Origin of the sequence: Comamonas odontotermitis, from assembly GCF_014207855.1 — a bacterium.
Classification (GTDB): Bacteria; Pseudomonadota; Gammaproteobacteria; order Burkholderiales; family Burkholderiaceae_C; genus Comamonas; species Comamonas odontotermitis_A.
On the sequence record NZ_JACHKZ010000013.1, the window covers coordinates 29,044 to 41,156 of the forward strand.

12 protein-coding genes are annotated in these 12,113 nt (G+C 63.7%); 3 read left to right on the forward strand and 9 right to left on the reverse strand.

What is annotated here, in order from left to right; all coding sequences use genetic code 11:
* Positions 1 to 48: 48 nt before the first annotated feature.
* Together HNP33_RS11600 and HNP33_RS11605 are read right to left on the reverse strand one after the other, a co-directional pair.
* Positions 49 to 1,035, reverse strand: coding sequence for a pyridoxamine 5'-phosphate oxidase family protein (locus HNP33_RS11600; RefSeq protein WP_184708658.1), 987 nt, complete (start codon positions 1,033 to 1,035; stop codon positions 49 to 51).
* Complete coding sequence (locus HNP33_RS11605) at positions 1,032 to 1,661, reverse strand: glutathione S-transferase family protein (protein WP_184708656.1); 630 nt, start codon at positions 1,659 to 1,661, stop codon at positions 1,032 to 1,034. The genes HNP33_RS11600 and HNP33_RS11605 overlap by 4 nt, the downstream gene beginning before the upstream one ends.
* 107 nt (positions 1,662 to 1,768) lie before the next feature.
* Here HNP33_RS11605 and HNP33_RS11610 point away from each other — a divergent pair, with 107 nt between their 5' ends.
* Positions 1,769 to 2,692 (forward strand): LysR family transcriptional regulator, encoded by a 924-nt coding sequence (locus HNP33_RS11610; RefSeq protein WP_184708654.1) that lies wholly within the window; start codon positions 1,769 to 1,771, stop codon positions 2,690 to 2,692.
* Between the two features lie 44 nt (positions 2,693 to 2,736).
* On the opposite strand, the gene HNP33_RS11615 is transcribed toward HNP33_RS11610, so the two are convergent.
* Genes HNP33_RS11615 through HNP33_RS11630 form a run of 4 tightly spaced genes read right to left on the reverse strand, consistent with a single transcriptional unit; the run spans position 2,737 to position 6,079 of the window.
* Positions 2,737 to 3,402 carry an isochorismatase family cysteine hydrolase gene (locus HNP33_RS11615; protein ID WP_184708652.1) on the reverse strand — a complete coding sequence of 222 codons (666 nt, stop codon included), beginning with the start codon at positions 3,400 to 3,402 and terminating at the stop codon, positions 2,737 to 2,739.
* 22 nt (positions 3,403 to 3,424) lie between these two features.
* Positions 3,425 to 4,255, reverse strand: a complete 831-nt coding sequence (locus HNP33_RS11620) for an ABC transporter permease (protein WP_184708650.1) — start codon at positions 4,253 to 4,255, stop codon at positions 3,425 to 3,427.
* A gap of 14 nt (positions 4,256 to 4,269) precedes the next feature.
* The gene (locus HNP33_RS11625; protein ID WP_184708648.1) at positions 4,270 to 5,058 is read right to left on the reverse strand and encodes an ABC transporter ATP-binding protein; all 789 of its coding nucleotides are present in this window, start codon (positions 5,056 to 5,058) and stop codon (positions 4,270 to 4,272) included.
* 10 nt (positions 5,059 to 5,068) lie between these two features.
* Positions 5,069 to 6,079 carry an ABC transporter substrate-binding protein gene (locus HNP33_RS11630; protein ID WP_221452057.1) on the reverse strand — a complete coding sequence of 337 codons (1,011 nt, stop codon included), beginning with the start codon at positions 6,077 to 6,079 and terminating at the stop codon, positions 5,069 to 5,071.
* Positions 6,080 to 6,796: 717 nt separating this feature from the next.
* Here HNP33_RS11630 and HNP33_RS11635 point away from each other — a divergent pair.
* Both HNP33_RS11635 and HNP33_RS11640 read left to right on the forward strand, forming a co-directional pair.
* Positions 6,797 to 7,318: a hypothetical protein gene (locus tag HNP33_RS11635; protein WP_184749458.1), complete on the forward strand. Its 522-nt coding sequence runs from the start codon at positions 6,797 to 6,799 to the stop codon at positions 7,316 to 7,318.
* A gap of 100 nt (positions 7,319 to 7,418) precedes the next feature.
* A complete protein-coding gene (locus HNP33_RS11640; RefSeq protein ID WP_184708644.1) occupies positions 7,419 to 9,164 on the forward strand; it encodes a long-chain fatty acid--CoA ligase in 1,746 nt (581 codons plus the stop codon).
* A 40-nt stretch (positions 9,165 to 9,204) separates the two neighbouring features.
* Here the strand turns inward: HNP33_RS11640 and HNP33_RS11645 are convergent, their stop codons facing one another.
* The 3 genes from HNP33_RS11645 to HNP33_RS11655 all read right to left on the reverse strand — a co-directional run bounded on the left by HNP33_RS11645 (position 9,205) and on the right by HNP33_RS11655 (position 11,926).
* Positions 9,205 to 9,429, reverse strand: a complete 225-nt coding sequence (locus HNP33_RS11645; protein WP_184708642.1) for a hypothetical protein — start codon at positions 9,427 to 9,429, stop codon at positions 9,205 to 9,207.
* 83 nt (positions 9,430 to 9,512) lie between these two features.
* Entirely contained in the window at positions 9,513 to 9,827 is a 315-nt protein-coding gene (locus HNP33_RS11650) for a cupin (RefSeq protein WP_184708640.1), read from the reverse strand.
* Positions 9,828 to 9,874: 47 nt separating this feature from the next.
* On the reverse strand, positions 9,875 to 11,926 hold the full coding sequence (locus HNP33_RS11655; RefSeq protein ID WP_184708638.1) for an ABC-F family ATP-binding cassette domain-containing protein: 2,052 nt from the start codon (positions 11,924 to 11,926) through the stop codon (positions 9,875 to 9,877).
* Between the last annotated feature and the right edge of the window lie 187 nt (positions 11,927 to 12,113).

Genomic DNA, 12,113 nt, shown 5'->3' on the forward strand with positions numbered 1-12,113 from the left:
CCCAGGCTTTGCTTTTCTTTCTCCAGGTTTCTTCCTCCAGGCAGATCGTCAGGGGGCGGTTGCGGCAGCCCGCTCGCGCATTACCCGAAACTGGGGCGCGGCTACAGGCGCCGTCCAGCGCAGGGGCAGGGCATGCGGGCGCCACAGCCCCGCCAATACCTTGAAGCGAAGCGCCCGCAGGGCGCCCGGCCAGGGCGCGCAGGCGGCAGCGTCCCACAGCAGCTCTGCCTCGGCCGCCACATGCAGCAGGCCGCCATTGTCATAGTCCACGAAGAGCAAGCCTGCCAGCGGGTGCTGCGCAAGGTTGCCCAGGGTGTTGAAGAACTGGTTGCCAGGGTAGTCCGGCATGCTGAGAGTGATGCCACCGCCGGTATGCGCCACCCGCACAAAGCCGGGCTCGCCCCCGCGGTGCGACATGTCTACGCCGTCGGATTGCGCAAGGCCAGGCCGGGCGGCCGAGGCGCTGGCGATGAACAATGTGTCGCTGCGTGCCAGCAATGCCAGTGCGGCAGCGTCAAGCGCGGGGCCCAAAGGCTGCGGCGCAGAAGGGCGCAGTGGCAGTATCTGCGATGGCGCAAGCGGCTCACGGGCCTGGATGTATTTGGGGCAGTTGCCAAAGCTTTGCACCACGTCGATGGCGAGCCCCTCATTGTCGAACGCCGCAACCCGGCCGTTCATCCGGTTGCGCCTGCGTGTGTGCGGCTCCAGTCCCAGCACGCCCACCGGGCTGCCTGGGGTCAGACGGGCGAGCACCGGATCGGCGATGTCAGGCTGGGTTCTTACCTGCATGCGGCGCATGTCGGGGGTCTGTACCAAGCCGGGCGCACCGGCCACCATCGTGGCCCAGGGCTGGCCTGTGGCATCCAGCGCAGCCAGCAGCAGCGTGGGCAGTTTCTCGAACAGCTCGCGGTGCTGGTCGGGCATATGGTCGCGCAGCAACATAGGGCCAGCAGCAGCCATGCGCTCGCGCACGCCCACGCGGGTCTGCAAGGCCTGCTCGCCCGCGTGAAAGGCTTCTGGGGCGGGCACGGTCATGCAGCCTCCGCAAACCGGTCGGACAGCGGCACATAGCCGCGCAAGGCCTGCACGCGAGCGACCCATGCAGTGATGCGCGGGTAGGTGGTGAGCGGCAGGCCGCCGATACCTGCCTGCGAGGTGTAGCCTACCAGGGCAAGGTCTGCGAGGCTGGGCTCGGCGCCATCCATCAGCCAGTTGCGGCCCTGCAATTCGCCTTCCATGAAATCCAGCAGCCGTCGTCCGGTGGCCTGGGCCGCCTCGCTCACCGGCTTGCCGGTGATGGCTGCAAACCGTGGCCCGGCAATGCCCGGGCCGAGCATGCCCGCTGCCAGACTGAACCAGCGCTGCAGTTGGGCCTGGCCCACCGGGTCTTGCGGCATCCAGTGGCTGCCGGGGGCATGGCGCTGCGCCAGATAAACCAGAATGGCATTGCTGTCGGACAGCACAAGGTCACCATCCACGAGGACGGGCACCTGCCCGAGTGGATTGAGCGCCAGAAAGCCGGCGCTCCGGTTCTCGCCCTGGAGCAGATTCACGTCCAGCGTTTCATAGGGCAGGTCCAACATGGACAGCAGCAGTTCCACGCGGTGGCAATGGCCTGACAGGGCGAGGCGATAGAGTTTGAGGGGCTGGGTGGGTGCCATGGCGAAGCTTCTTTCATGGGGCAGTAGATGAAACGCTCACCTTAGCTATTGCATGAACTGGCGTAAATGGAGATATTGAGAACTTCAAAATTGCAGATGGCGAAATAATGGATCACCTCGATACCCTGCGCTGCTTCGTAGCCGTTGCCGAGGCCGGTGGCTTTGCGCCGGCTGCACGCAGCCTGGGGCGCTCACCGGCGGCCATCACGCGGGCCATTGCCACGCTGGAGGCTCGGCTGGGCGTGCTGCTGCTGCAGCGCAGCACCCGGGTGGTGCGGTTGACCGAGGCGGGCGAGCGCTTTCTGGGCGATTGCCGCCCGGTTCTGGCCGATCTGCACGAAGCTGAGCAGGCCGTGCGCGGTGCGCAGGCCCAGGTGCAGGGACAACTGTCGATCACTGCGCCACAGATGTTTGGCATCTGCCATGTGGCGCCCATCGTGCAGGATTTTCTGGCGGCGCATCCGCGAGTTCAGGCACGTACGCTGTTCGTCAACTGGCTGGTCAACCTGCTCGATGAAGGCATGGACGTAGCGGTGCGCATCGCCCATCTTCCCGATTCCGGGCTCACGGCTTTACCCGTCGGGGCGCTGCGCAGGCTCGTGGTGGCATCGCCCGCTTATCTGGCGCGGTACGGGGAGCCGCGCCATCCGGGAGAGCTGTCCAGCCACAGGGCCATCGGCATCTCGCGCGACGCACGGGCCGTGGCGCCGTGGGCGTTCAAGGATGGCGTAAGCGCCCAGCCGCAGATCTGCTGGATCAGCAACAGCAATGAGGTGGACATTGCAGCGGCCGAGGCGGGCCTGGGCCTCACGCGCTGCCTGGCCTACCAAGCGGCTGCAGCCCTGCAGGCGGGCCGCCTGCGCGTTGTGCTGGCGGCGCATGAGCCGCCGCCGGTGCCGGTACACATCGTCTACCCCGCCGGGCGCCGCGCACCTGCCAAGGTGCGGGCCTTCGTGGAGTTTGCGCGCGAGCGGCTGGCCCAGGTGCCCGTGTTGCAGGGCAGGGGGCTGGCGCCGGGATCGGAACGCTAGAAAACGGATTGGTTTGCTGCCGCCCAGGCACGTAAACCCACGGATCAACGCAGGCGTTCAACCACCTCATCCACGGTGAGCACATCGCCAAAGAAGAGCATCCAGTTGTTGAGCGAGTGCTCGTGCTCGTACGGCGTGACGGCGGCCAGGGCATCGTCGACCATGATGGTGGCGTAGTCCAGCATCATGGCATCGCGCGCGGTGGATTCGCAGCACACGTTGGTGACGGTGCCGCCGATCAACACGGTGCGGATGCCATGGGCCTTGAGCACTGCATCCAGCTCGGACGCGCCCGGTGCCAGTGCGCTGTAGCAGCGCTTGACGACGATGAGGTCGCTTTCCTGCACATCCAGCGTGTCTGGCATTTCGAAGCCTTCGTGGCTGGCGCTCAGCTCCAGCAGACGCCGGGCACTGCGCTCGGGGGTGAGCATGTGCCTGTGGTGGTGCGACCAGAACTGGTCGGCACCGTCCGCATTGGTCTTGATCCATACCACTTTGCCGCCGTGTGCGCGCATGGCGGCGGCCAGCTTGTTGACGTTGTCAAAAATGCCGCGTGCCGGGGCGCATTCGCCCTGAAAACCGGGCTGCGTATAGTATTTCTGCAGATCGACCACGACAAAGGCGGTTGTGGCGGCATCGAGCGTGTCGTAGGGGTGGAGCACGCCCTGGCGTGCCTTCACACGCTCCACGATCCATGGTTCAAATTGCATAGGTCCTCGCGGTTTCTGTTTTTTATGCGTAACGGTGCTGCACGGCCTTTTCCAGGCGGGTGACGGCCAGGTACATGACGGCGGACAGCATGGCTAGCACCACGATGGCGGCCATCACGATGTTGAGCTTGAAGACCTGGCTGCCGTTGACGATGAGAAAGCCAAGGCCGGCGCTGGAGGACTGGAACTCGCCCACGATCACACCGATCAGCGACAGGCCGATGTTCATCTTGATGGCCGCGATCACGGCAGGCACGCTGCCGGGGAAGACGACATAGCGCATCACCTGCATCTTGCTGGCGCCCAGGGTGGTGGCCAGTTTGATCTTGTTGGGGTCGATGGCCTGAAAGCCTTCGTACACCACCATGATCGTGATGAAGAGCGAGATGGCGACGGCCATGCCGTACACCGAGTATTCGGAGCCCAGCCAGATGTAGAAGATGGGCACGAAGGCGATCTTGGGCATGGCGTTGGCAATCACGAGGAAGGGGTCCAGCACCTTTTTCAGAAAGCCGCTCCACCACAGCAGGGCTGCGATCAGCACGCCCAGTACCATGCTGACGGCAAAGCCGATGATGGTGGCCTTGAAGGTGATCCAGGTGTGTCCTGTCAGGTCGCCGGTCTTGAACAAATCCACCAGCGTGGGAAGCACCGCGGATGGGTAACTGGTCAGCATGGGGTTGATGACCTGGGTGCGCGCCAATACCTCCCAGACGGCCAGAAAGACGGCCAGCACGCCGATGCGGCTTGCCGTGATCAGCAGCTTGCGGCGCTGGATCTGTGCGAGCCACTGCACATATTCGGGGCTGCGGGCATCGGGTGGGCTTGCGGCCTGTGTGTTGGTGGTGTTCATCACGGTGCTCATGTTCAGCCTTCCACGTGGGCGTCGATTTCATCCCACAGTACGTTGAAGTAGTCGTTGAACTCGGGGCAGCCGCGTGCCTCGAACGGGGTCGGGCGCTTGCCGCCGGTCGATGGAAAATCCATGTGGTGCACCGATTTGATGCGACCGGGGCGGCGCGACAGAACGATGACTCGGTCGGTCATCGCAATGGCCTCGCCAATGTCGTGGGTGACCAGGATGACGGACTTGCCCTCGTCGCGCAGCACATCCACCACTTCGTCTGCAATCGACAGGCGGGTCTGCGAGTCGAGTGCGGAAAACGGCTCGTCCAGCAGCACCACATCCGGGTTGGTGACCAGGGTGCGCGCCAGTGCCACGCGCTGGCGCATGCCGCCCGAGAGCTGGCGCGGGTAGTGGTGCAGGTAGTCACCCATGCCGCACTTCTGCAGCAGGCCGATGGCGCGTTTTTCTGCTGCCGCCATGTCCTTGTTCTGAATTTGTGCGCCCAGCAAGGTGTTTTCCAGGATGGTGCGCCATTCAAACAGGTAATCCTGCTGCAGCATGTAGCCGATGCGCGGGTTGGGGCCGACGATGGCGCTGCCATCGACGAACACGTTGCCACTGGACGGGGGCAGTATGCCCGCCAGAATGGACAGCAGCGTGCTCTTGCCGCAGCCCGATTGGCCGATCAGGCTGATGAATTCCCCCGGCTTGACCGAGAGGTTGATGTTCTGCAGCGCCTGCGTCTCGCCTTGTAGGGTGAAGTAGCGCAGCGATACGTTGTCGACATGGATGCGGTAAGGGCTGTTCATGGCGCCATCCTCACTTTTGCACCAGGCTCATGTCTACGAACCGGGCGTAGTCCACTTTCTTCGATGCCTCCAGCACGCCGCCCTGCACCAGCATGTCCTGCAGCTTGTCCATGGCTTCCTTTTCAACCAGAGGCGTCTTCTTCCAGAGGTTCAGCGTCTGGTAGCGCTCGATGGCGCTGGTCAACTCGGGCTTGCTCACGCCGGTGAAGTACTCGCCCACCAGATCGGCCAGTTCGGCAGCGGGTGCAGCGGCGGTGTATTTCTGCGCCTTGGCCACGGCCTGCGTCCAGGCCTGAACGGCGGCGCGGTTCTTCTTCAGGTAGGTGTCGGTGGTGGTGAAGACCGTGTAGTCGACCATGCCGGCTTCCTTGCCGACCGAGCCAAGCGGGAAGGCCTTGCCTTCTTTCTCCAGCGTGCTGGCCTCGGGCTCCAGGAAGGTGGCGTAGTCGTTCTGCCCGGCGAGCCAGGCGCCGGTGCGGGCAGCAGGGCCGATGTTGTTCACGAGCTTGACGTCCTTTTTCGGGTCGAGCCCCTTCTTGCGCAGCGCGGCTTCCAAAAAGATGTCGGGGTTGGAGCCGGGGCGGAAGGACATGATCTTGCTGCCCTTGAGCTTGTTCCAGTCAAAGGCCGGATCGGGCTTGCGGCCCATCAGCAGGAAGCCGTCGGTGGCCGTGAGCCCCGCAAACACGACGGGCTTGACCGGCGATTCGCTGTTGGCGACATAGATGGAGGCCTCGGGCCCGATCAGCACGATATCGGCGCTGCCCGAGAGCAGGGCCGCCATGCCCTTGTCCGTGCCCTGCGAGGTTTTCATTGTCAGCTCGATCCCCTCGTCCTTGAAGATGCCTTTTTTCAGACCGGCATACATGGGTACATACAGAACGGATCGCACCACTTCCTCATAGCGCACCTTGTGCACGGTTTGGGCCTGTGCCGCGCTCAGTGGGAGCAGGCTGCAGGCGGCCAGCGTGGCAGCAAGCAGGGTTTGGTGAAAGCGGCGGCGTGGGGATCTCAAGCTCATGTCACACTCCTTGTATACAAATATCGTGATGCGGAAGGGATAACTGGCCAGTGCTACGCAAATATCGTGCCTGAATCGCTGATATGTAAATAGATGTTTTGCTATTAATGTATTCAGTATCCAATTTATTGGTGCAAAGAGAATCGGTGTTAACCAGCAAGTGGCCATGCACCAAACGGGGCAGAAAGTGCGGCAATGCACCCTAAGAACCTGTTTACGATCTCTACGCAGCCGCGTTGGAGTGCAATCGGGATGAGTTCGAAGTGCTGGGCCGCAGCTTGCACCGGGGTGCAAGCAAGGGCCAGCACGCAGAAATCGCCCGATTTCACTCCAACCCGGAGGGACAGTGGGTTTGCGGGCGCCCGGCTAGGGGCGGTCTGCGTTGTTGCAGCGCTTGCCAATAACTGGCTATTGGCTGCGCACTGCTCCGCTAGGCGCGCCCCTCGCATCCCATCCCTAGCCGGGTGCCCCGCAAAGCCACTGTCGCGGCGCGAGGAGATCGTAAACACGTTCTAAGGTGGCGCGATGGTGGGCACGGCCATGTCCACGCGCATCCGGTAGGGGGGTGCGTCGGCACATATGCAGAATGTGTCTGTGCCAGGGCGTTGCGGAACTGCGGGCGATGCCACAATCACCGGCGTGAAGATGGAATCTCTCGTGTCAGGTTGCCGCCGGGCGCTTTTCTGGTCGCGCCCCTTGTGCGCGGCGGAATGGGCTTTGCTCGCGCAATATTTTGGCGAGCCCGCCGACCCCCGCTGGCGCCGCATGCGTGTGCATTTGCGGAGGCTGGGCGATACGCGGCGCGCCTTGTCCTTCAATGGCGGCTTTCTGTCGTTTCCTCGGTATTGTTTTGAAGGTGACAATCCACGCGAGGCCTTGCGGCTGGACCAGCCAATGATCACCGGCTGGCTGATGCACGAGGCCTTTCACCACTGGCAGCGGCTGCGGGGCAGGGCAGTCACGCGCGATGCGCTGCGGTTGCAATGGCGCTTTTGGCGCCATGGAGACAACCCCTACCACTACGCCCTGTGCGAGTGCCCGAGTGGTTTGCTGGCGAAGTTTCAGCGCGCGCAGGTAGAGCAGCAGGCGCAGATGTGGCAGGACGCGGTGATGGCAGACCGGGCATACCGCGAGGAGGACGAAAGCCACCCGCAGTTTGCTGCGTTGCAATGCACGGCACAGCAATGGCAGCCCGTGCTGCAATGGGTGCGGTCACAGGCTGGAGCCATCGGGTTTTAACCGGGCAGGGGCGGCGGCACCTTGTCGTCCCGCAGGCGACCCCTGTTGGGCACGGCGGTTGGCGATACTGGTGCAGATATTGATTGTACCGGATTGCGCCATGACTGCTTCCTTCGCCGCCCTGTCCCCCGCGCATGCTTTGCCGCCGCCCGCGCCCACGCGCTACTGGCCGGGGCGCCTGCCCACGCGGCTGACGGTGCCGCAGACTTCGGTATGGGACAACCTGGCGGTCAACGCGCGGCGCTACCCCGATCATGCGGCCCTGGTGTTTTTCGAGCAGATCATCACCTACCGGCAGATGGAGCAGATCACCGAACGGCTGGCGGCGCACCTGCATGCGCAGGGTGTGCAGCGGGGCGACCGCGTGATCCTGCTGATGCAGAACTGCCCGCAACTGGTGCTGGCGCACTACGCCATTCTGCGAGCCAATGCGGTGGTGGTGCCCGTCAATCCCATGAATACGGCCGATGAGCTGGCGCACTACATCACCGACGCGGATGCGCGCGTGGCCATCACCACCGCCGATCTGGCGGGCACGCTGGCAAAGGCCAACTACCAGGTGAGCCAGATGCCTGGGACAGAGCCGCTGCGCCACCTTCTTGTCACCCGCTTTGCCGATGCCATGCCATCCCAGGTGCAGCAGCAGAGCGGTTTTCCGCAGGCCTGGGCGGCCTGGCTGCTGGGCGAGCATGCATTTCCGGATGCCAGCTTGCTGCCCGGAGCCTCGGTGGCATCGTGGCAGCAGGCCCTGCAGTGCACCGAGGCGCCGCCGCCCATCTGCGTGGGTGCCGCCGACATGGCGATCCTGCCCTACACCAGCGGCACTACAGGCAAGCCCAAGGGGTGCATCCATGCGCACAGCCACATCCAGCACGCGGTACAGGCGGGCCTGCTGTGGGGGCGGCAAAGCAGCGAAAGCGTCAATCTGGTGGTGGCGCCCATGTTCCACATCACCGGCATGGTATCGATCATGCATGTGCTGATCGCCGCGGCGGCAACCCTGGTCATCATGCCGCGCTGGGACCGCCACCTGGCTGCGTGCCTGATGGTGCGCTGGCGTGTGACGCACTGGGCCAATATTCCGACCATGGTGGTGGATCTGCTGGCGAGCCCCCAGCTGGCGCAGGTGGATATGCGCAGCCTCGTCTACATGGGTGGTGGGGGCGCCGCCATGCCGCAGCCGGTGGCCCAGCGCATCAAGGATCTGTGGGGGCTCGATTACATCGAAGGCTATGGCATGACCGAGACCTGTGGGGCCTCGCACGCCAATCCCTACGAGCATCCCAAGCAGCAATGCCTGGGCGTGCCGCACATCGGCATGCAGTCCAAGGTGATCGACCCCGACACCCTGCAGGAGCTGCCTCCCGGCGAGGTGGGCGAGATTGTGGTGCGCGGCCCGCAGGTGTTGCAGGGCTACTGGAAGCAGCCCGGCGCAACGGAGACCAGCTTTGTGCGGGTGGGCGGCGAGCGCTTTTTTCGCACCGGAGATCTGGGATACCGCGATGAGGATGGCTACTTTTTCCTGACCGACCGCTTGAAACGCATGATCAACGCCAGCGGCTACAAGGTGTGGCCTGCCGAGGTGGAGAGCCTGATGTACCGCCACCCCGCCATTCTGGAGGCCTGCGTGATCTCCGCCAAAGACCCGTACCGGGGCGAGACCGTGAAGGCCGTGGTGGTGCTGCGCCCTTCGCACCAGGGGCAGGTGAGCGAGCAGGACATCATCGCCTGGTGCCACGAGCACATGGCGGTGTACAAGGCGCCGCGCATCGTGCAGCTGGTTGATCAACTGCCCAAGAGCGGCAGCGGCAAGGTGATGTGGCGTTTGCTGCAGGAAAAGGAGTAACTGGCGCACTCCTGGAGCGCACCCGTGGCGGAAGCGCGTGCTACCACCAGCGCAATAGCTCAAGCGCTTTGTACCAGAAGCCATCACCAAAGCGCACGGCAAGCCAGGCGCAGATGACGACGCTGACGATGCAAATCATGGCCCATGACGTCCAACTGGGATAGGTCTGAAAGCCGATCAAGCCGGCGATAAACAGCCCCAGCAAGGTACCGCAACCCATGCGAACATTGCGCTCTGCTGTGTCGCGTGGTGGGTCTTCGTGCATGGCAGCTTAATACAGTGGGGGGAGCTCAGTGTAGCGGGGCGCAGCCAAAGCTGCCGTACCACCGTGCTACCGTGTGTCCGACGCTACACGCTGCCCGCCTTCTCAATCACCAGAATTCGCGCCGCGCCCTGCGGATGCGCCACATGCTCGCAGCCAATACCGGCGTGGAAGATGTCGCCGCTGTGCAAGGTGGCATGTTTTTCAACACCGGCCTCGCGGTAGTGCATGACCACTGTGCCGTCCATGACCGCGAACACTTCCTCTCCGTCATTGATGTGCCAGATGTAGGGCTGGTCCGTCCAGTGCAGGCGCACGCTGGCGCCTCCTATGTTGGCGATATCCAGCGCTCCCCAGGCGCGCTCGGCGATGAATTCCTTGCTGCGAATCGTGCGTTGCATGCGGTGTTCCTGGGGTGGGTTGACGCTTTTGGTGGCAATGCGGGAGATCAGGCTGTCGCGCCCAGCTCCTGGGCAATGGCTTCGATCTGCTCGAACAGCTCCAGCCAGCGCTCTTCCAGTTGCTCGATGCTGTTGTTGACGGCAGCAAGCTGCTTGCCTGCTTCCACCACGTCGGGGCCGGACAGGCCGGGCGTGGCCAGTTTTTCTTCCAGCGCGCTGCGCTCGGCGGCAAGCTGCGGGAGCTTTTTGTCGATCTGCTCCAGCTCTTTCTTGAAGGGCTTGGTCTTGTCGGCCAGCTGCTGGCGCGCGGCTGCGGCCTGGCGGCGGGCCTCCTTGGGATCGAAGCTGGCTTCTGTTCGAGGCGCAGCAGGCTTGGTTGCTACTTGTTTCAGAGCGTCCAGCGGCTGCTGAGCAGGTGCGGAAGGTTCGCTTTTCTCAGAATTCTGGCCGCGTGCGTCCTGATCTGCCAGCCGGGCCTCTTCGCGCAGGCGTTTCGATTCGTCGAGCAGGTAGCGTTGGTAGTCGTCCAGGTCGCCATCAAACGGGCCGACCTTGCCGCGGCCCACCAGCCAGAAGTCTTCGCAGACCGCGCGCAGCAGGTGCCGGTCGTGGGAGACAAGCATGACGGTGCCATCGAAGTCGTTGATGGCCATGGCCAGGGCTTCGCGCGTTGCCAGATCCAGGTGGTTGGTCGGCTCGTCGAGAAGCAGCAGGTTGGGGCGCTGCCACACGATCATGGCCAGCACCAGGCGGGCTTTTTCTCCGCCGCTCATGCTGCCCACGGCCTGCTTGACCATGTCGCCGCTGAAATTGAAGGTGCCCAGATAGTTGCGCAGATCCTGTTCGCGCGCACTGTTGCCTTCTGCGCCGATCTCCTTGGCCAGACGGATCATGTGCTCCAGCGGATTTTCCTCGGGGCGCAGCACATCCAGCTCCTGCTGGGCAAAGTAGCCGATATTCAGGCCCTTGCCCTCGGTCACCTTGCCGGCGAGTGCCTTCATTTCGCGGGCGATGGTCTTGACCAGCGTCGATTTGCCCTGGCCGTTGGCGCCCAGGATGCCGATGCGCTGCCCGGCGAGCACGGAGCGGTTCACATCCCGCAGAATCACGGTGTCCTGATCCTGCTCGTCGGTGTAGCCGAAGGCGGCATCGGTGATGGCCAACATGGGGTTGGGCAGGTTGGCGGGTTCCTTGAATTCAAAGGTGAATTCTGCTGCGGCCAGCACCGGAGCCACCTTTTCCATGCGCTCGATCTGCTTCATGCGGCTTTGCGCCTGCTTGGCCTTGGTGGCCTTGGCCTTGAAGCGGTCGATGAACTTCTGCAGGTGGGCAATCTTGTCCTGCTGGCGCTCGAATGCCGATTGCTGCAGTTCCAGCTGCTGGGCCTGCAGTTCTTCAAACTTGCTGTAGTTGCCGCCGTAACGAGTCAGCCGCGCATTTTCGATATGCAGCGTGACATTGGTGATGGCGTCGAGAAATTCGCGGTCGTGGCTGATGGTGATCAGCGTGCCGGGGTAGCGTTTGAGCCAGGCTTCCAGCCAGACCAGGGCGTCCAGGTCCAGGTGGTTGGTGGGTTCGTCGAGCAGCAGCAGGTCGCTGGGGCACATCAGCGCGCGGGCCAGCTGCAGGCGCATGCGCCAGCCGCCCGAGAAGCTGTTGACGGGTTGGTCCAGCTCCGAGACCTTGAATCCCAGGCCCAGGATCAACGCTTGCGCGCGAGCCGTGGCGTCGTGTGCACCGGCATCGTGCAGATCGGCGTGGGCCTGCGCGATGGCCATGCCGTCGCCGGCCTCTTCGGCGGCCAGCAGTTGTGCATTCACCTCTGCCAGGCGCGTATCGCCGTCCAGCACGAACTGGGTGGCTGACTCGGTGGTTTCGGGCATGTGCTGGGCCACCTGGGCCATGCGCCATTGCGCAGGAATGTAGAAATCGCCCGCGTCCTCGGACAGCGAGTCGTTCAGCAGCGCAAACAGTGTGGATTTGCCCGCCCCATTGCGGCCTACAAGGCCCACAGACTCTCCGGGGTTGATGGTGGCGTTGACCTGGTCGAGCAGAACCTTGGTGCCGCGGCGCAGCGTAATGTTTTTCAGCGTAATCATGACTGGGGTGGATTATCGCCGCGCCGCACCGCTCAAGTACGCTGCGGGGCCTCTATGGGAGGGAGGCGCAAGCCTGCAGCGCCCTATCTGTGGCAAATCGCTACGGCTGCAAGTGCATGTTGGCCAACCGGGGCCGGTGAACGGCGTGCAGGCCCTGAGTTTGTAGGCCATTGCCGCCATCCGTCGG